Origin of the sequence: Flavobacterium undicola, from assembly GCF_009909155.2 — a bacterium.
Taxonomy (GTDB): Bacteria; Bacteroidota; Bacteroidia; order Flavobacteriales; family Flavobacteriaceae; genus Flavobacterium; species Flavobacterium undicola.
In genome coordinates, this window is record NZ_JAAAPM020000001.1 from 152,007 (window position 1) to 175,587 (window position 23,581).

General features: G+C 38.0%; 4 protein-coding genes. All 4 read left to right on the forward strand.

Going from position 1 to position 23,581, the window contains the following annotated elements; translation table 11 throughout:
• Window positions 1–47 precede the first annotated feature (47 nt).
• The 4 genes from GTZ96_RS00565 (at window position 48) to GTZ96_RS00580 (ending at window position 23,560) form a co-directional block, all read left to right on the forward strand.
• On the forward strand, window positions 48–1,337 hold the full coding sequence (locus GTZ96_RS00565; protein WP_161640430.1) for a hypothetical protein: 1,290 nt from the start codon (window positions 48–50) through the stop codon (window positions 1,335–1,337).
• A 79-nt stretch (window positions 1,338–1,416) separates the two neighbouring features.
• On the forward strand, window positions 1,417–2,853 hold the full coding sequence (locus GTZ96_RS00570) for a T9SS type B sorting domain-containing protein (protein ID WP_161640431.1): 1,437 nt from the start codon (window positions 1,417–1,419) through the stop codon (window positions 2,851–2,853).
• Between the two features lie 5 nt (window positions 2,854–2,858).
• Entirely contained in the window at window positions 2,859–5,897 is a 3,039-nt protein-coding gene (locus GTZ96_RS00575) for a PorP/SprF family type IX secretion system membrane protein (protein ID WP_161640432.1), read from the forward strand.
• A gap of 170 nt (window positions 5,898–6,067) precedes the next feature.
• The gene (locus GTZ96_RS00580; protein ID WP_161640433.1) at window positions 6,068–23,560 is read left to right on the forward strand and encodes a T9SS type B sorting domain-containing protein; all 17,493 of its coding nucleotides are present in this window, start codon (window positions 6,068–6,070) and stop codon (window positions 23,558–23,560) included.
• The last annotated feature ends 21 nt before the right edge of the window (window positions 23,561–23,581 follow it).

Consider the following 23,581-nt stretch of genomic DNA (forward strand, 5'->3'; position numbering starts at 1 on the left):
TTTACCTCTTTTGATTCTATACTATTAACAATTTTATCTTTTATCTCATGAAAAACTTAACTCAAATTATAGGAATGTTTCTTTTGGTAATTTTTGGTGTAAGTGCACAGCAAGAAAAAGGAATAACAGGATCAAATAATTGGTTAAAAAACTGGACAGAATTTAAGCCTAACAAAGTAGATTATGGAGAGCCAAATCAAATATTGGCTGGAAATATTTCTTCAAACACAACATTATTCAAGAAAAACATTTACATCATACAAGGGGCTGTTTATGTTATAAATAATGCAACTTTAACCATAGAACCGGGGACTGTAATCCTTTGTGATTCTGAATCTAAAGCGGCTCTTATTGTTACCAAAGGCGCTACACTAATAGCCGATGGTTTAGAAACTGATCCAATTGTTTTTACTTCTAACAAAGGACTAAAAAAATCAGGTGATTGGGGTGGAATAATTATTTTAGGTGATGCTCCAATAAATAAATTTGGAAGTGTTTCTTCTGTAAATTATGATTTAAATCCTGTAATGACTTCTTATGGTGGAGCAAACGTCGAAAGCAATTCAGGGATTTTGCGTTTTGTAAGAATCGAATTTGCCGGAGGAAAAGTAAAAGGAGGTGAAAATTTCAATTCTTTACTATTAGCAGGAGTGGGAAACAAAACTGTTTTAGAAAACATTATGATAAGCCATTCTGGTGGAGATTCATTTGAAATATATGGTGGAGAACTGAATCTAAGTAAAATGGTTTCGTTCAAATCAGGAAATGATGATTTTAAATTTAATTATGGAACCCAATGCCAAATAACGAACTCATTGGCTATTCGTTCTTCATTTTTGTCTAGTAAATTTGGCTCCAGATGTCTAGACATTTCATCTTATACTAAAAAAGAAGAAGTGGATTTTTCAAAAAAACAAACTCGTGTAATCGCTACTAATTTAACTTTAATCAACAATAGCGAGAATATTAATTTAGACATTAGTTCAGGCTTAATCAAAGAAGCTATTTATGTTGGCGAAAACACTACTTTAGAATGCAAAAGGACTGTTGTTTCAGGCTTTAATCCAGCTGTTTTGATAAACAATAAAATAGAAATAAATGATGCAAATTTGAAAAAAATAAAGTTTGAACAGATGTATTTTAATTTTTGCAATGGAAACATTTTTACCGAATTTAATACAAACAATGAAGACTTAGAAAATTGGTATGGAAACAGCATTTTTTCTAATGTTTATGCAAAAAGCGACAATAAAGAAACTTTTATAGATCTTCTAAACGAGAAAAGACCTGATTTTAGATTACGAATCGGAAAAATCATTGCTTCAAGCTTGGATTAAACCATTTATTTGAGCATTTTGATTTAAAAAATCTCTCCACATTATAAATTAATTATGCCAAACAAAGGTCATTTTAGAAATGATTAGAATTGTAAAAAAATACTCAAATTGGTTTTTCTTTTTTGCTCTATTTTTAGCAACAACTACTTATGCTCAAATTAGCATAGGAACTCCTAATCTCGGTTTTAGTCAAATTTGCGCAAATCCTTCATTCAATACTTTTAATGTAACTTTTACTTTTTCACCCGTTTCAGGCATAAATTCCTCTAATCAATTCATAGCAGAATTATCTGATGCTAGTGGAAACTTCACAACTCCCACTACTCTTGTTACTTCTAATCAAGGTGCAATAACCACATCCCCTGCAACTTTAAATTTTTCTGTTCCATCAACCATAGCTGGGGAACAATATAAAATCAGAATCAGAAGTACAAGTCCAGCGACAACAAGTCCAGTTTCAGTTTCTTTTGCTGCCTATTATAAAATTCAAGACTCCCCATTTTCTATCAACAATTTTGTTTCTTCAGCTAGCTATTGTCCAGGAGGAAATTACATCTTAAAAATTGATAATCCAGGAACGGGAACAAATGATTCTCCACTAAAATACTCTTCTTTAACCTTTAATTGGTATAAAGAACCAGGTTTAACTCCTATTGCCACAACTTCGAGTTTAACTGTTAATCAACCAGGAATCTATTATGTTGAAACAAATTATGGTACTTGTACCTCAAATTCTTATTCTAATAGAGTAACCGTTTCAGAAACTTCAGGTCAATCTGCTTCAATAACCTCAAGTCTTGGAAACCCTTTTTGTTCTAATGGAAATGCTACAACACTTACCACTCAAACAGCGAACAGTTATAAATGGTATAAAAACAATGTTTTAATATCTGGAGCAAACAGCAATACCTACACAACAAATGAGGAAGGCTTATACTCTGTTAATGTTGACTTTGGAAGTTGTATCTCTACAGCAACAATCAATTTGCAAAAAATAAAATTCACTAGTTCTCTAAACATTTCAGATACCTATATATTAAGTGAAGGAGAAACAAAAAATGTTATAGCAACAACAGATGCTTTAAATCCATCCTATAGATGGTATTTAGATGACGTTGCAATAACTGGAGCCACTGCAGCTAATTTAAACATAAACGAAACAGGAAATTATAAAGTTATTATTTCCCAAAATTCGGGTTGTATTTCATTTAACGAAATGCTTTTTACCATAAATAGTTTTATTGACAGCAATGCAGTTACAATACCTAATTTAATCAGTCCCAATGGAGATGGAATCAATGATACCTGGGTAATTCCACAAAAATATACTGGTGGTACAGATACCGAAATAATATTGATGAGTTCTATTGGAGAATTAGTATTTAAAACAAATAATTACCTCAACAACTGGCCAGACAACCTATTAACTTTTAAAAACATTAATCCAGTATATTATTACATCATCAATCCGAAAAACGGAGAAGCGAAAAAAGGGTCTATAACTGTAGTAAAATAAAATAAATGAAAAGAATTTTACTATTTATATCCTTATTTTTATGTACTACCCAGCTATTCTATGCTCAAGAAGATGGAGTCGTTGCCTTTACAATGCCTATTCGAAATTCCTTAAAATTCAATCGATATTTAATAAACCCAACATTTAGTTTCGTCAGAGAACAAGGCTCATACATCAGTTTATACAACAAAAGACAATGGGTTCAATTTGACGATGCACCACAAACCTATTTAGTTGGTTATTCAGGTCGATTTAGAGAAAATGAAGGGGTGGGTATTGGAGTATTTCAACAAAATTATGGAGTCTTTACCACCTTTGGTGCGCTTACAAATTTTGCCCATAATGTAGTTTTAGATACAGACAGTAATTTAACATTTGGTTTAAATCTTGGACTATATAAAAGCGGATTGAACAATAGAAAAGTAATAACAAACTATCCAGACCCTTCATTAGACAATATCCCTTCTGGATTTTTAGCTACCATAAATCCCGGTATCAATTACGGAAATGCATTTCTTGATTTTGGGGTATCAGTAAATAATTTGATTCTTTATAACATTAAAACTTCCGAAATAATTCGGGACAACCCTGAAAGAAGCATCGAGTTACACGCGATGTATACTGGTTATCTGGATACTTATGGTTTTTTTGACAAAAGTAAATTTTCTGCTTTATTGAAAACTGAACTTAAAAAAGAAAAAACCGTTATATCAGGCCTAATGATGTTCAATACTTCTAATGGAGTATGGGCTCAGGCAGGTTATAATACACTATATGGCGCTTCAGCAGGTTTAGGATTAAACCTAACACCTAATATTTCAATAGAATATAATTTTGAAAAATCCATGGGTAATTTATCAAATTTTGGATCTTCTCATGAAATTACATTCGCGTATAGATTCAAAAGCAATAATTATTATCATGATGATGACGATAATCAAGGAGCACTTATTACTCCTAAAGCGACCAAAAAATATGTGCCTTCTAAGCCTAAGACAACTAACGCAGAAACAATTGATAAGGCGAAAATAGCTAACGATGCCAGAACAAAATTAATGGCCGATGCCAAAATAAAAGCAGACGAAAAAGCAAAACAAATTGCTGATGCTAAAAATAAGGCTATTGCAGACAGAGCTAAATTAGCTGCAGATGCCAAAGCAAAAAGAGAAGCTATGGTTCAAAATAAACCAAGCACTCCAACTCAAAACAAAGCTACTACTCCAATCCAAAATACTAAAGCGGAAGTACAAGCTAAACTAATAGCAAATGAGAAAGAAAAAGCGAAATTAGCCTCAGATGAGAAAACGAAAAAGGCTGCAGATGCAAATGCAAAATTGATTTCAGACATCCAGCTAAAAACAGAACAAAAAGCAAAACAAATTGCCGATACTAGAGCAAAAATTATTGCAGACAGAGCCAAATTAGTAGCTGATGCCAAAGCAAAAAGAGAAGCTATGGTTCAGTCCAAATTAGATGCCAAAAACAAAATTAATGTTCCAAAAGAGAATACAAAACCAGCATCAACTACTGAAACAAAAATAAAAACAGATGCAGCAGCCCAAGCAAAACTATTGGCAAATGCAAAAATAAAAACGGATGCTGATGCTAAAGCAAAAGCAGATGCAGCACAAGCAAAACTATTGGCGGATGCAAAATTAAAAGCGGATGTTAACGCTAAAGCCAAAGCTGATGCAGCAGCACAAGCTAAACTATTAGCAGATGCCAAATTAAAAGCGGATGCTGACGCTAAAGCCAAAACTGATGCAGCAGTCCAAGCAAAACTATTAGCAGATGCGAAATTAAAAGCGGATGCTGACGCTAAAGCCAAAGCTGATGCAGCAGCTCAGGCAAAACTATTAGCGGATGCCAAATTAAAAGCAGATGCTAAATTAAAAGCGGATGCTGACACGAAAGCGAAAGCGGATGCAGCAGTCCAAGCAAAACTATTGGCGGATGCTAAATTAAAATTGGATGCTGACGCCAAGGCAAAAGCGGATGCAGCACAAGCTAAACTATTAGCAGATGCCAAATTAAAAGCGGATGCAGACGCAAAGGCAAAAACAGATGCAGATGCAGCTCAATTAAAACTATTTGCAGAAGCTAAATTAAAGGCAGAAGCTGACGCAAAAGCGAAAGCGGATTCTATAGCTCAAGCAAAAAGTGCTATCGCACCAAATGACGAACTCGCTAAATCAATGGAAAACTTAATCAATCTAATCAAAGAGTTCAAAAACAAACAACTAGAGTTGTTGAAAAAACTTGATGGAACAGTATCTAATAAAGAAAAAGACCTTAGAGATTTAAAAGAAGAAAATGATTTAAGCGAAAAAGGGATTTTCACACAACCAAAACCTTTCAAAAGTGTATCTGCCGAAAACAATGCCTTATTTTCTCTGAATTCAGAAATAGATCAATTGGTTAAAACCCAAAAAGAAAAAATAGCTGAATTAGAAAACTTATATAAAGAAAGACTGAAAAAAGGCCATAATAAAACGGATGAAACTAGTCAGCACTATTTACAATCAATCGAATCATTGAAAAATGACCAAACAAAATTAATACAAACAAATACTCAATTGCTCACATCACTGGAAGAAATCAAAAAAGAGACAGAGATTGAGAAAAAAAGAAGAATTAAAAAAGCGTCATTTGAAAATGATGAAACACGTTACTTAAAAGATGTTGAAACATTAAAACGCTTAAAAGAAACAACGCCTCTTGCGAAAAACAATTTGAAACCGGAAGATTTTGATTTTGGAGATGAACAATCCAATATGCAAATTTTAAAAAATATTAAAAACACTGAAACGGGTTATTATCTAACAATTGCAGTACATAATGATCTATCCAAAAGAGACGATTTTTTGAAAAAAACAATCTCTACAGGACAAAAAAATATTGACTTCTTTTATGATGTCAATACCAGCAAATATTTTATTTACTATACTAAATTTAATTCCATCGAAGAAGCTAAAAAAGCTTTGGAAGCTAAAGGAAGTACACCTTATAATGGAAAAATGGTTATCGTTAAAGTTGAAAATTAATCAAAAAGAAAAAATAGATAGAAAGAATAATGAGATATAAAATAATAGACCCTTGAACTTAAAAAGCAAAATACTTTTTAAGTGATTTAAATAGCCTTTCTGCCCCGAAAGTCTATTTAAACAAAAAGTATCTTCAGCCCTATTTCTGAAATAATAATTTTTTACCCCCAATGAAATTAAAAAACCACCTACTAATTGTTAGAACATTTTTAGTTAATAACATTCCTATTTTTAATTGGTTTGAAGTTTTCTTTAGATTGAAATTCACCAAAGGTAATAACAAAGTAAATAGAGAAAAATTGCCATGTGCAATCAGAACGCCTAAATTTTTTAAAACGGTTTTTACTATTTTATCACTGTTTTTTTATTTTATGGCTTATTCCCAAACTTTAAAACCATTCAAACCTAGATTTGACGGAGATGTAAAGGGGAGTATGGTAATGTTAGGAAATGCTATTTTAGGAAAGGATAATAATAACTACAATGTTGTTTCTGGATCGTCGTCCTATAACGAAAACATTGATATGAAATTTATTGATATAGATAGTGATCCTAATACATTTTCGTCCAGTAGTGCCAATTTGATAATTCCAAACCCCAGTTGTTACAGAATTGCCTATGCAGGTTTGTATTGGGCAGCTACTTTACAAAGTGCCAATAGGACAGACATTAATAAAATAAAGTTGAAATTGCCAGGTGGTTCGTATCAAAATATTACCGGAGAAGTTGTGTATGATGCTATTTTACAACCGTTAGGTACGGATAAGAATACCCCCTACAGTTGTTATGCCGATGTGACATCTTTATTACAGTCTTTAACCAATGCCCAGGGAACCTATACAGTTGCGGATGTTCTTGCAACCACTGGAAAGAATGGTACGACAGGACTTTCGGCTGGATGGAATTTAATTGTCGTCTATGAAGACCCAACAAAACAGTCTCAATCTATAACAACCTTTGATGGTTTCTGTGGTGTAGATAATGGAAATAGTTTAACATATAAAGTATCGGGCTTTCGTGCCAGACTTTCAGGCCCCGTAAATCTAGCCTATGCTTTTGCCGCCTTAGAAGGGGATGTCGATGAAGTAGGGACGAAATTAGAAGTAAATAATAAGGCAATTACAACAGCTAATCGTCCTTCAAATCATTTCTTTAACAGTACGATAGATAATTTGGCTGGGCCTTTTACAGACAGAACTCCAAATAGTGGAAATACTTTAGGTTTTGATTCGGGTATTATTAATGTTCCCAATACTACCAAAAATGTTGTTGATAATGGTGATACTGAGGCAAATATCAGTGTACAGTTGGCAGGAGGTCAGAAGGGATCCGTTTATGCGTATTTTAGTGCTTTTGCTGTTGATATCATTGCACCAGAAATAGTACTGACCAAACAGGTACAGGATGCCCAGGGAAATGATGCCAGTTCTGCAAATGTCGTTTTAGGGCAAAATTTATTTTATGTCATTGGTTTTCAAAACATAGGGAATGATCCTGCCACCCAATTCACTATAAGGGATGTGCTTCCTAATAATATTATTTTCAATTACCCTGCCGACATTACCTACATGCCGCCCGGAGTTACATCAACCTATGATGCAACTACCAGGTCAATCACTTTTTCAATAGATAAAACATTGGTTGAGATTGGTGACCCTCGCTACGAAATACGTTTCAAAGTACAGGTTGTTCCAACTTGTAACCAATTGAGCAGTGCCTGTTCTAACGAGATTAAGAATCAGGCTTTTGCTACTTATAGAGGGGTAGAGAATCTAATATTGGTTACTGACGATCCTAGTTTGCCCTCTTATACTACTTGTAATATTAACACTGTACCTAGCGCCACTAATTTTCTTGTAGGGGTTTCGGGTTGTTCCTATGGAGACAGTCAGGTATTGTGTGGAAACAATGTATTATTGACTGCATCTAATGGTTATGCTTCTTATTCCTGGTCGAGAGATCCGTCCGGCCTTCCGGTAATTGGAACAGGTCAAACCTTTTTGGCCACACAATTAGGTAAATATTACGTGCATAATACAGCAGCACCTCCTTGTTTCTTGAATATAGTCGAAGAAATTACCGTTGTACCTTTTGGGAATACAGTCATTAATCCCGTGATTCCTTTTGCCGATAATGTGGTGACCTGTCCCAATGATGGGAAATCGCTTCCGCTCATCTACTTATGTGGAGCCAATGCTACCAGAGCTATACAAACCAATGTGTCCGATGGTTCTACTATTGTTTGGGAAAAATTAAATGAAACCAGTTGTGCTGCGGTTTCAAATTCCAATTGTGCCAACGAAAATACGTCTTGTACTTGGACACAAGTGGGCACAGGCCCTAATTATACTGCTACAGCTGCAGGTCAGTATCGAATGACATTAAATTATTCCGGAGGCTGTTTTAATCGGTTTTATTTTAATGTATATCAAAATTTATTATCCCCGACAGCTACAAAGAAAGATATTGTGTGTAACAATCCCGGGCGTATAACGGTAGGAGGTGTACCTTCTGGTTACGAATACAGTTTGAGTCCGACGGGTCCTTTTCAATCAAGTAATGTTTTTGATATCCTAACTCAAAATTTATACACAGTATATATTCGACAAGTGGGAGTGACCAGCAATCCCTGCTTGTTTACTGTTCCAAATGTTTTTATCCGGGAAAGAAATTTTACCGTTTCTACGGTTGCGACATCACCACTTTGCAATGGTGGAAAAGGAAGTTTAAAATTGGCTGCGAATGATGTAGAACCTCAATATTTTTATAAAATATCCCAGAGCGGAACATTAATCAACAGTGTGGGGCCTATACAAGCGAGTGATTATACCTTTGCTAATTTGAATCCCGGAGTTTACGATGTTGAGGTTTCTACAGAGGACGGTTGTATTCAAGCTTTTCAAGCAACCGTTCCTGACACCCCACTATTGACAGCCACTGTGACATTAACCAAACCTTTAACCTGTACGAATGGGGAAATAACAGTTTATCCTGTGGGAGGAACACCTCCCTATGTTTATTATATAAACAGTTCTGCCAACTATGAAGCTTTACCCCAAATTGTCATACCGTCAGCAGGGAACTATATTGTAGATGTTTACGATTTTAACGGCTGTACTACAAGAGTTTCTATCCCTGTAACCAGAATTTCTCCTCCAACTTTTGATGTTGTTAAAACCGATATTAAATGCTACAATGACAACACAGGAATAATTAATTTTAATGTAACGAATGCCAACGGTTATACCTTGGCGTACAGTATTGATAATGGCGTAACTTATTCTTCAAACCCAACATTTTCTAATCTAATTGCTGGTACTTATAATGCGATTGTAAAATACTCACTATCAGGAACAGATTGTTTCAGCACTGCTCAAACAATTACCCTAACCCAACCGAGTACTGCCCTGACGGCTTCTGCAGGGGTATCTGAACTGGCAGGTTGCGGCCCTTCCGGAGAAGGTAAAATTCGTATTACCAATCCACAAGGAGGAACACTCCCATATCAATATAGCTTTGACAATCAAGCTACTTGGACAACAGCTAACGAAGCCTATAAAGCTTCTGGGACCTATACAGTTTACATCAAGGATGCTAACGGATGTATTTTCGCCATGCCGAATATTGTTATAGACCCTATACCGGTTGAACCGACTATTACTGTTGATCAGCCTGCTTTTAATTGTGATGGTACTGCAACGAGTACCGTAACGGTAACCAATAACGGAGGAGCCAACTTTAGTTATGAATATCTTTTGGACGGTGCTTTAAATACCAATGTCCCATCTAATGTTTTTACCAACGTCCCTTCAGGATCCCATACGGTAAGTGTCTCTTATAAATTATTAACGGTACCAACGTATAGCAATTTATTGAAGGAAGATTTTGGAAGCGGTTTAGAAGTTTCTTCACCGGGAATTAATGCTGCTTTTTGCTTTGAGAAACAAAATTTCTTGACTTGTGACAAAAATGGAACATTAAATAACGGAGAATATACGGTTACCAATACTATTAAGAACGGAATATATAGTGGATGGCACAATCCTATTGATCATACCAGCGGAAGTGCGACAGGGAGGTATTTGGCTGTTGATGCAGGCATCGCCATTCCAAATAATGCGGTTCTTTATAGAAAGACAATTAATGACATTATACCCAATCAGCCTATTCAGGTTACATTTTATGCTACCAATTTATTGAAAGTAGGTAATACACAACCCAATGCTTCTTTAACCGTTGAATTACAAAATAGTTCAGGTACACCGCTGTCATCAAGCTCAACAGGTGGTATACCAAAAACCGATGGCTGGGTGCGATATGACAAGACGATAGATCCTGGAAATAACACTACACTGGATTTTGTATTGCGATTGGAAGTTGCCCAAGTCAACGGAATCGACTTTGCTGTTGATGATATTGAAGTGTATCAACTGCCTAAAGCATGTGTGACCACCAAAAATTTTACAGTAATAATCCCTACTGACGAAGCTTTCACGGCCGCTGTTACCGGAACCAAAAACATAACTTGCGCCGGAACCAATAATGGTGAAATTACTATCTCAGCTCAAAATTTTGACACCACAAAAGGCTTTCAATATTCTATCGATAATGGTGTGAATTGGTTTACACAAATGACTTCGCCTTATACCATTACAGGTTTAGCCAGTGGAACCTATAATGTAAAAATACGCTATGATGTTACGTCGACTGGAAGCTGTGTAAAATCGTTTACCCAAATTTTAACGGCACCTGCAGCATTAGTGACTACTGCCAGTGTAAGCAGTTTAGCAAGCTGTACTGCCGGGGCAACTATTACTGCCAGTTCAACTGGAGGGACTCTGGCTTACCGATATGAATTATGGAATGCAGCAGGAACAACTAATATTCAACCGTCTCAAAATACAGGAATATTTACCAATGTTGCGCCGGGAACCTATATTGTTAGAGGCAATGATGCCAACAATTGTTCGGATGACACCCCTGTAATAACCGTAGTCACTCCACCAACTCTAACAGCTACACTGGATCCAAGTTCAGACCTCTGTTTTGATACTGTAAATCAGGCTTCATTAGTGGTAAATGTTTCCGGAGGAACGTCGCCTTATGTGTATAGTTTAGACGGAGCTCCTGCTCAAAATAGCAATACCTTCAATAATATAAGTGTAGGTAATCATAGCATTATAGTAACCGATAGTTTTGGTTGTACTGCTCCAGCCATTACTGTTACCATTACACCTCAATTGACAGCAGCAATCACCAATATCAAAGAATTAGATTGTACTGCCAGTCCAAATGCATTAATTACTGGAACAATAACAGGTGGAAATGCACCGTTTGTGGTAACAGTACTTTCTGGAACTGGTCCCGGAACAATTGCATATCCAACTGCTACTACTTTTACTTATACTACTGCCGTTGCAAGCAGCTATCAATTTCAAATTACTGATTCTAAAGGTTGTATTACAACAACTACAGCAACGATAAATCCTTTAGTACCTGTATCGGCTACGACTACGGATGTAAATCCGACGTGTAATGGAGGAAGCAATGGTTCGGTTCAAATAGCCCCATCAGGCGGAGTTGGCCCTTATACCTATAATTTTAATGGATTGGGGTCATCTGGTACGACTTTATATACAGGATTACAGGCCAATGTTGCATATCCTTACGTTGTTACAGACAGTAAAGGTTGTACTTTTAATGGGTCGGTTACTTTGTCACAACCAGTTACAATTTCTGGGAATGCTGTAGTTACAGTGCCTTATACTTGTTTGCAAAATGGAACTATTGAAGCCCAAAATGTTTCAGGAGGAACAGGAGTATATAGTTATAGCATTGACGGTATCACTTTTCAGGCTTCGCCTACATTTACCGGATTGACAAGTGGCACTTACACGATCACTATTAAAGATGTAAACAATTGTCCTTTTGTTACTCCATCGGTAACGATAGCGCCTTTGACACCTCCAACGGATTTAACATTCAATCCATCCGCATTGAGTTGTCCGGCGAATACTTCAAATGTTACAATTACATCAACAACAGGAGGCTCAGCTCCATTGCAATACCAAATCACTGCACCGGCAGGATTGGCCACGGCATACCAGGGATCAAACGTATTTAATGGATTGGCACCAGGGACTTATACATTTCAGGTTAAAGATGATAAGGGATGTACCTATCAAGAAAATTTTACTATCAATGCCTTACCGGCGGTGACGGTAGTTGGTCAATTGGTAAGTAACGTACAATGTTTGGGTTCATCAACGGGGGTGGTTCGATTTACTGTTTCGGGAGCCACAAATTTCACTTATACAATAAACGGAGTTGCACAGGGAGTTGGAACATCACCAATTAACCTTACGGGATTGGCTGCGGGCGGTTATGCAATAGTCATAACCAATACCGACACCAATTGTACTGCCACTACCTCGGTTACGGTAAATGCACCATCAGCTGCTTTGGCAGTAGATAAAACAGTTACACCTATTAAATGTGGAACTAATGGAAGTGTGGTGATAATGGCTACAGACGGTTGGGGAGGTTATTCATACACTCTTACTCAACCAGATTTAACAACTGTAGGGCCACAATCGAGTGCTACGTTTAGCAATTTATCTCAATTAGGTATTTATACGATTAGTGCTACCGATGCTAATAATTGTTTGGCTACAGATACGTTTTCATTAACGACGCCAGTTCCGCCGACAGCAAGCATTGCAGTAGCATCTGATTTGTGTTACGATGCAACCAACCAGGCTACAATAGTGGTAACGGCTTCATCGGGTGTTTCGCCTTACCAGTACAGTATTGATAATGGTGTGACATATCAGTTAAGCGATACTTTTGCCAACTTAATTCCTGGGAATTATTCAGTTATGGTTAAAGATGCTTACGGTTGTACATCAGTTGCCTTAGCACAGACAATTACTACACAGCTTACAGTCAACACTGTTTTAACCAAAGGCTTGGATTGTACTGCATCTCCGGATGCAGTGATTACAGGAACTATTACGGGAGGTTATTCAGGATTTAATTATGCTGTTTCGATCAATGGAGGAGCTTATAGCGCTCCAGTTGCAGTGGTAGGAACCACATTTACGTATACCATACCAGCAGCAGGTTTTGTTGCTGCCACAACTTACCGATTTCAAGTGACAGATGCGAGTGGTTGTCCGGCAACATCTGGAATAATTACCATTAACCCATTAGTTCCTGTATCGGCTACGACTACGGATGTAAATCCGACGTGTAATGGAGGAAGCAATGGTTCGGTTCAAATAGCCCCATCAGGGGGAGTTGGCCCTTATAGCTATAATTTTAATGGATTGGGTTCATCCGGTACGACTCTATATACAGGATTAATGGCCAATGTTGCATATCCTTATGTAGTTACAGACAGTAAAGGCTGTACTTTTAATGGTTCTGTTACTTTGTCACAACCCGTTACAATTTCAGGGATTGCTGTAGTTACAGTGCCTTATACTTGTTTGCAAAATGGAACTATTGAAGCCCAAAATGTTTCAGGAGGAACAGGAGTATATAGTTATAGCATTGACGGTATCACTTTTCAGGCTTCGCCTACATTTACCGGATTGACAAGTGGCACTTACACGATCACTATTAAAGATGTAAACAATTGTCCTTTTGTTACTCCATCGGTAACGATAGCGCCTTTGACACCTCCAACGGATTTAACATTCAATCCATCCGCATTGAGTTGTCCGGCGAATACTTCAAATGTTACAATTACATCAACAACAGGAGGCTCAGCTCCATTGCAATACCAAATCACTGCACCGGCAGGATTGGCCACGGCATACCAGGGATCAAACGTATTTAATGGATTGGCACCAGGGACTTATACATTTCAGGTTAAAGATGATAAGGGATGTACCTATCAAGAAAATTTTACTATCAATGCCTTACCGGCGGTGACGGTAGTTGGTCAATTGGTAAGTAACGTACAATGTTTGGGTTCATCAACGGGGGTGGTTCGATTTACTGTTTCGGGAGCCACAAATTTCACTTATACAATAAACGGAGTTGCACAGGGAGTTGGAACATCACCAATTAACCTTACGGGATTGGCTGCGGGCGGTTATGCAATAGTCATAACCAATACCGACACCAATTGTACTGCCACTACCTCGGTTACGGTAAATGCACCATCAGCTGCTTTGGCAGTAGATAAAACAGTTACACCTATTAAATGTGGAACTAATGGAAGTGTGGTGATAATGGCTACAGACGGTTGGGGAGGTTATTCATACACTCTTACTCAACCAGATTTAACAACTGTAGGGCCACAATCGAGTGCTACGTTTAGCAATTTATCTCAATTAGGTATTTATACGATTAGTGCTACCGATGCTAATAATTGTTTGGCTACAGATACGTTTTCATTAACGACGCCAGTTCCGCCGACAGCAAGCATTGCAGTAGCATCTGATTTGTGTTACGATGCAACCAACCAGGCTACAATAGTGGTAACGGCTTCATCGGGTGTTTCGCCTTACCAGTACAGTATTGATAATGGTGTGACATATCAGTTAAGCGATACTTTTGCCAACTTAATTCCTGGGAATTATTCAGTTATGGTTAAAGATGCTTACGGTTGTACATCAGTTGCCTTAGCACAGACAATTACTACACAGCTTACAGTCAACACTGTTTTAACCAAAGGCTTGGATTGTACTGCATCTCCGGATGCAGTGATTACAGGAACTATTACGGGAGGTTATTCAGGATTTAATTATGCTGTTTCGATCAATGGAGGAGCTTATAGCGCTCCAGTTGCAGTGGTAGGAACCACATTTACGTATACCATACCAGCAGCAGGTTTTGTTGCTGCCACAACTTACCGATTTCAAGTGACAGATGCGAGTGGTTGTCCGGCAACATCTGGAATAATTACCATTAACCCATTAGTTATGCCTACTGGAACTGCAACACCAACTAATCTTACTTGTAATGGGTCTGCTAATGGAAGCGTCACTATTACTCCTAGTTTAGGGGTTGCTCCTTATACTTTTAGTTTTAATGGAAGCGCATTTACATCAGTTTTCACTTACGGAGGTTTGGCCGCGGGAACTTATATTTATTCTGTTAAAGACAGTAAAAATTGTGTTTTTACTTCCAATGTTACAGTTACAGAACCGGCCTTAATTACTTTTACTCCTACTGTTGTAAATATGTCTTGTAGTACTGCAATAATTCCGGGTTCAATTGAAGTTACTGGAGTAACAAATGGGGTTGCCCCTTTTACTTATGTTGTGAGAAATACTGTAACAGGTGTTACCTTAACACAGACTGAACCTACAGGTGCTGATTATCTTTTTCCAAATTTGAGTTTTGGGACTTATGAAATAACGGTGACGGATTCAAAAGGTTGTTCTGTTACTCAAACACGACCTTTACTTGCACCACCAAGTGCTTTAATTATAGATTTGTCTACACCAGTGTTAAGTTGTGCCAGCGGAGCCACAATTGTTGTATCGGTAGCACCACCTGCACCTCCATTGCCTTATCAATTTGGGATTTATGATATGAATGTTGTTCCTTATTCAACTGATTTAGCCCTAGGTGACGCAGGATTTCCGCTGCAGCGTACTTTCACAGGGTTGACACCTGGTGTAATCTACACTTTTGTTGTATTCGACCCTAATACGGGATGTTATTATTTCCAAAAAGCATCGGGTGCAATTCCTCCTTTGACACCATTAACAAGCACAATTAATAGTGTGAAACCAGTTACTTGTAAAGGGACGGCTACTGGAAGTGTGAGTTTTACGGTTGATAATTATACAGGAACACATGTTCATTATGAAATTTTTTATGATCAAACCAATGCTGTAACGGGAATTACAGGTGATATATCAGTTGCTGCTCCTAGAAGTGAAACTCCACTAATAAATCCACTTCTTAAAACTTTGACACCAGGAACCTATTATATTAAATTTACGGAGCTAGTAGATGGTACAAATGTTGGTTGTACATCGGCTTCGGCTACATTTGTTATAACAGAATCTATGGTCGTTTTAGATGCGACTGCGACTGTTGATAAGAACGATAATTGTAATCATACTGGGCAAATTTCTGCAATTGCTCAAGGAGGTACTTTACCTTATCAATATGAGTTGGTTGGTCCTGTAAATATTCCATATTCAAACTTTTCTACTTTTCCTAATGCTTCATCACCTGCAACATTAATTGCAGGTAATTATACTGTTAATGTGAAAGATGCTAATGGGTGTATTGTTCCTAAACCTATAATACTTGGTTTAGATTCTTCTCCAACCGTTGCAGCGGCTCTTAATAATCAATGTACAGCAACCGAGGGAAATTTTGTGATAGATGTTAGTTTGTTACCTCTACCTGCCGGGCAAGGTATTCCACCTTACAGCTATAGCATAGATGGTGGTGCTTATCAAAATTTAGTGGCTCCGTTTTCAATAACAGGATTGTCTTCTGGATCACATACGGTTCAGGTGAAAGACGTTAATGGTTGTGGAAATCCAGCCGTAACTGTTCCAATTTTGGCTCCGTTGGGATTAATGCCTACTGTGAGCACTATAGTAAGCTGTCCATCAAATGTTGGAGCAATTACGGCAAACGCAACGGGAGGTTCTAGTACTTATACTTATGCAATAAGTCCGCCAGCAGGTACTTTAGTTGGAAATGTATTTACAAATTTACCGGCTAATACTTATACTGTTACCGTTACGGATGCTGTGACTACCTGTCAGATTTCTAAAACAGTTGTATTGGACGCTCCAACACCAGTAACGTTCAGCACAACAGCAACTGATGTAAGTTGTTTTGGCGACAGCAACGGAACAATTACAGTTATTTTACCGGCAACAAATGATAATCCAACGTATACTTATACTTTGACAGCAACCTCAGGCCCTGCATTAGTGGTAGGCCCTCAGTCAAGCAACATTTTTACAGGATTATCAGCAAGAACCTACGATATTACAGTTACTTCTGGTAAAGGTTGTAATTTGACACAATCAGAGACAGTGGGAACACCATTAGCGTTACTTGTGGATGCATCGTCATCGGTGACTGCTTTTGGATGTGCGCCGAACAACTCTGTAAATACGGCTACAGTGACAGTAAATGAAACTGCAGGAACAGGAACAACTCCTTACACTTACAGTATAGATGGAACAAACTATTTTACCACAAATACGTTTAGTATCATAGATACTGGATCACCTTACAATTTAACTATTTATATCAAGGACGCTAATGGTTGTGTCGCAACAAGAACATTACCTATTACACCATTGCCAAAAATCACAGCCGCAAGCGCATCAGTAAATGCTGCTATTGATTGTAATAATACAGGATCATTAATCGTAAATGTGACAGGTGGCTCAGGAAACTTTACCTACCAAATGTTGCCAGGAGGCACGGCTCAACCTTCAAACATATTTACCGTTACGACACCGGGTAATTATTATTTCAGGGTGAATGATGTGACAACAGGTTGTTATTTTGATACCGCTGCATATACAGTTGTGCCATTTAACACAATTGATGTTGTTGCAACAGCTACCACAGCTGTAACTTGTTTCGGAGATTCAAATGGTGCCATTGCAATTAATGTGACAGGATATGGAGGAGCATACAACTATGAAGTATTTAATAGTTTGGGCGCTTCGGTGGGAACGGGCACAGGAAATGCGTCAACAGCAAATCCACAACCGATCGCAGGATTATTGGCAGGAAATTACACGGTAGTTGTGACAGAAACGGCAAGCCCATTCTGTGTTAAAACTTCCAATGTTGTGACTATTGGTTCGCCAAGTGCGGCAGTATCATTGTCGTTTACAACGGTTAATGACAACTGTAATGTGAATGCAGGCCAAATTGTTGCTAATGCCCAAGGCGGAACCGCTCCATATTTATATCAAATATTGCCGGCAACCGCTACCGCTCCACTGGTAACAGGTTCGGGTTGGACAAGTACCAATACATTGAATGCAGAATCTGGTAATTATGTGATTTATGTAAAAGATGCTAATGATTGTCCACAATCAATACCAGTCACAATTGGATTAGACCCAACGCCAGTTGTTGCGGCAGTATTGAATGCTCAGTGCGGAATTGCAGAAGGTCAATTTGCGATAGATGTTACAGTTCCAACAGCTGGTATTGCACCATATAGTTTTAGTATTGATGGTGGTGCTTATCAAAATTTAGTGGCTCCGTTTTCAATAACAGGATTGTCTTCTGGATCACATACGGTTCAGGTGAAAGACGTTAATGGTTGTGGAAATCCAGCCGTAACTGTTCCAATTTTGGCTCCGTTGGGATTAATGCCTACTGTGAGCACTATAGTAAGCTGTCCATCAAATGTTGGAGCAATTACGGCAAACGCAACGGGAGGTTCTAGTACTTATACTTATGCAATAAGTCCGCCAGCAGGTACTTTAGTTGGAAATGTATTTACAAATTTACCGGCTAATACTTATACTGTTACCGTTACGGATGCTGTGACTACCTGTCAGATTTCTAAAACAGTTGTATTGGACGCTCCAACACCAGTAACGTTCAGCACAACAGCAACTGATGTAAGTTGTTTTGGCGACAGCAACGGAACAATTACAGTTATTTTACCGGCAACAAATGATAATCCAACGTATACTTATACTTTGACAGCAACCTCAGGCCCTGCATTAGTGGTAGGCCCTCAGTCAAGCAACATTTTTACAGGATTATCAGCAAGAACCTACGATATTACAGTTACTTCTGGTAAAGGTTGTAATTTGACACAATCAGAGACAGTGGGAACACCATTAGCGTTACTTGTGGATGCATCGTCATCGGTGACTGCTTTTGGATGTGCGCCGAACAACTCTGTAAATACGGCTACAGTGACAGTAAATGAAACTGCAGGAACAGGAACAACTCCTTACACTTACAGTATAGATGGAACAAACTATTTTACCACAAATACGTTTAGTATCATAGATACTGGATCACCTTACAATTTAACTATTTATATCAAGGACGCTAATGGTTGTGTCGCAACAAGAACATTACCTATTACACCATTGCCAAAAATCACAGCCGCAAGCGCATCAGTAAATGCTGCTATTGATTGTAATAATACAGGATCATTAATCGTAAATGTGACAGGTGGCTCAGGAAACTTTACCTACCAAATGTTGCCAGGAGGCACGGCTCAACCTTCAAACATATTTACCGTTACGACACCGGGTAATTATTATTTCAGGGTGAATGATGTGACAACAGGTTGTTATTTTGATACCGCTGCATATACAGTTGTGCCATTTAACACAATTGATGTTGTTGCAACAGCTACCACAGCTGTAACTTGTTTCGGAGATTCAAATGGTGCCATTGCAATTAATGTGACAGGATATGGAGGAGCATACAACTATGAAGTATTTAATAGTTTGGGCGCTTCGGTGGGAACGGGCACAGGAAATGCGTCAACAGCAAATCCACAACCGATCGCAGGATTATTGGCAGGAAATTACACGGTAGTTGTGACAGAAACGGCAAGCCCATTCTGTGTTAAAACTTCCAATGTTGTGACTATTGGTTCGCCAAGTGCGGCAGTATCATTGTCGTTTACAACGGTTAATGACAACTGTAATGTGAATGCAGGCCAAATTGTTGCTAATGCCCAAGGCGGAACCGCTCCATATTTATATCAAATATTGCCGGCAACCGCTACCGCTCCACTGGTAACAGGTTCGGGTTGGACAAGTACCAATACATTGAATGCAGAATCTGGTAATTATGTGATTTATGTAAAAGATGCTAATGATTGTCCACAATCAATACCAGTCACAATTGGATTAGACCCAACGCCAGTTGTTGCGGCAGTATTGAATGCTCAGTGCGGAATTGCAGAAGGTCAATTTGCGATAGATGTTACAGTTCCAACAGCTGGTATTGCACCATATAGTTTTAGTATTGATGGTGGTGCTTATCAAAATTTAGTGGCTCCGTTTTCAATAACAGGATTGTCTTCTGGATCACATACGGTTCAGGTGAAAGACGTTAATGGTTGTGGAAATCCAGCCGTAACTGTTCCAATTTTAGCACCATTATCTTTATCACCAATGATTACAACTCTACCAAGTTGTGCCAATGGAGATGGTACATTAACACTCTCGGCTACTGGAGGATCAGGTAATTATGAATATAGCTTAGATGCTGGTACACCTCAATCTTTGGCAAACTTTACTGCTATTTCAGCGGGATCACATACAGTAACTGTTAGAGATATTACAACAACTTGTACGAAGTCAATTCCGGTAAATTTAGGAGCGGCAACTGCCATAACTGGTTTTGCTCTTTCAAAAACAGACGTGAGCTGTAACGGCGGAAGCAACGGTGTTATTACCGCTACCATCACTAGACCATCTCCAGGAGTAAATGACAATCCGGTTTATAACTACAGTCTTTCAGGTACTGCAATAAGACCGGCTCAGCTATCTAATATCTTCAGCGGATTAACAACAGGAAATTATACAGTGACGGTAACTTCGGCCAGAGGTTGTGTGGCAACTCAAACCATTACTGTAATTGAACCAGCCATTATAACTGTCCCGGCTCCAACGGTGGCGCAATTTGGTTGTAATTCAGGTTCAAATGCAATGAACTTCACTACGATTACTGTAACTGGAGTAACTGGCGGTTCGGGAATATATAATTATGAATTCATAAAAGGAGGAACAGTAGTTCAGTTTGGCACCAATAACGTTTACACAGAAGCCAACTTATTGGGAGGAACCTATACAGTAAACGTATATGACAGCAAAGGCTGTATTGGTAGTGCACCGGCAACAATTTCAATAGTGCCATTTATCGCTTTAGATAAAATTAATGTTGCCGTGAATAATGCCATTACCTGTACGAATCCGGAAGATATTACGGTTTCGGCAACTACTATTGGAGGAACACCAGCGAGTTTACAATATACTTTGGTCGATGTTTCTGGAACAATTGTTTTCACGCCAAACACTACCGGAATTTTCACAGGATTACCTATTGGAGATTATATCATAACAGTAACGAATCCAGCAACGGGATGTAGTATTCAAGATGTGCATTATGTGAATAATCCAAATACTTTTGACTTAATCATCAATAGTGTTACAGATGTGAGCTGTTTTGGAGGAACTAATGGAACTGCCAATGTAACTTTAATCGACAGAGTAATTACGGCTTCCAATCCGAATCAGGCAGGAGCGTTTAGTTATACCATCGTTGATACACTTGGTAATCCGGTTCCATCTGGCACAAGTACTACTGCCGGACCTCTTACGATTAATGCTTTGGCAGCAGGAACTTATACCATAACCGCTACTTTAACTAATAGTCCGTTTTGTACTGTGAGTAAAAACTTTACCATTAGCCAACCTAGTGCAGCATTAACTATTGCCGAAACGCATACAGCAATTACCTGTATTTCAGGAAATAATGACGGTTCTATCTCTGCAACCGCTACAGGCGGATGGCCGGGAGCTTATCAATTTGAATTGACAGGACCGGTAACTGTGGCCTACTCTTCGCAAAACTTCTTTAATAATTTAACAGCAGGAACTTATACCATAAATGTAAAAGACAGCAAAGGATGCGTAGCCACCACAACAGTAACATTAGTTATACCAACTCCAATCATCGCAACGGCAACTCCAAACACAACTCTTTTATCTTGTTTTGGAGATAAAAATGCAATTATAACAGTAACTAATCCAACAGGTGGTCAAGGAAGTAATTATTCTTATACTCTAAACATGATTTCCCCAACAGCTTCTTCTTCAGGGCCACAACTTTCTCCAATATTTAGTGGTTTAGGAGCGGGAACTTATAGTGTGACAGTAAAAGACGGCTACAATTGTAGTTTTACTTCTGCTAACATCGTTATTGCAGAACCTACTGTTATTAAGGTAAATTTAGTAGTAGCTTCGACTCAGACATGTCAGAATCAAACCCAACTTACATTAACAGCTAGTGGAGGAACAGCTCCTTATTTTTATAGCACCGATAATGTAACATACAGTGCAGCATCATTTGCTCCTTCGGTTACTTTCCCGGTTGCAGCAGGAACTTATCATTATTATGTGAGAGACACTAATAGCTGTATAAGTTATCTATCTAATGACATTACAATTGATCCGTTACCAGTATTGACTATTAATTTAGACCTAACTAATGCTGTTATCAATTGTAAAGGAGATGCCTCGGGAGTTATTGTTGCCGAAGCCCAAGGTGGCTTAGGCAATTATATTTACAGTTTACTGGATGGATCAGGAAATCCTATATCTCCTACTCCAACTCAATTGAGTCCAGGGAATTTCACAGCTCTTGTTACAGGGAATTATATGGTAAAAGTAGATAGTGGTGATTGTTCGAAAACATCGGCTATAATAACAATAAAAGAACCTTTGCTACAATTAGCAGAAACTCATACTCTAAAAAATGTAAGCTGTAATGGAGCAAAAAATGGAGAAATCGTAATTAATGCATCTAACGGAACTGGAATTATACAATATGCTATTTCTCCAAACTTGAATCAATTTGATGACATAAATACCTTTAAAAACCTTAAACCCGGAAACTACGATGTAATTGTCCAAGACCAGACAGGATGTTTCATTAAAATTAATTTTGATATCACTGAACCAGATTTATTAACGGCTAGTACAATTCCTAATTCCATAGTTCCGGAAATTTGTGCCGGGGATAAAGACGGAGCATTTAGTATCACTATTAGAGGTGGTTCAGCTCCATATAGCGTGAGCCTGGATAATCCTAATGGGACTTATACAACTGGCGCTTTGTCTCAAACTGATTTTGATTTTACAGGATTAACAGGCGGAAACCACGTAGTCTATATTCGTGATGCGGCTGGCTGTAACACCGACTGGTCAGTTTTATTACCGGAATCGATATATATGAATCCAATGGCAACCGTTAATTACGATTGTGTAAACAACGCTGCAGCAAATTCAGTTACAGTAACAATTGATGCCAGTGTCACTAATCCGGCGGATGTTGATTATTCTTTGGATGGAGGAGCTTATCAACCTGAAAATATATTTACTAATCTAGTTCCGGGAACACATTATATTACAACCAGACATACTAACGGATGTGAACAAAGAACTTCCGATTTTAATATTGTACAAGTTGATCCATTAACTTTAGTCTTAAATGATGGTGGATTAAATGAAATTGTGGCAACGGCTGCTGGTGGAGGTGGAAATTACCAATACACTCTTGATGGAGAATCCTATGGCAATACTTCGAATTTTATAATTTATAAATCAGGTGATTATACCGTTACCGCTACTGATGCTAATGGATGTGTGGCATCGGCTACCAGACATTTTGGATATATTGATGTTTGTATTCCAAATCACTTTACACCAAACGGAGATGGAATAGAAGACGGCTGGGCTCCTGGATGTACTATAAACTATACTAATTTGACTTTCGATATTTTTGACAGATATGGACGAAAAGTAGCAACCTATCGTCTTGGGCAATATTGGGATGGTAAGTATGATGGAAAAGAACTTCCTAGTGGTGATTATTGGTATGTTTTAAAACTGAATGATGTAAAAGATCCTAGAGAGTTTGTCGGTCATTTTACTCTTTACAGATAGACAAATTAAAAGCTTGCTCCC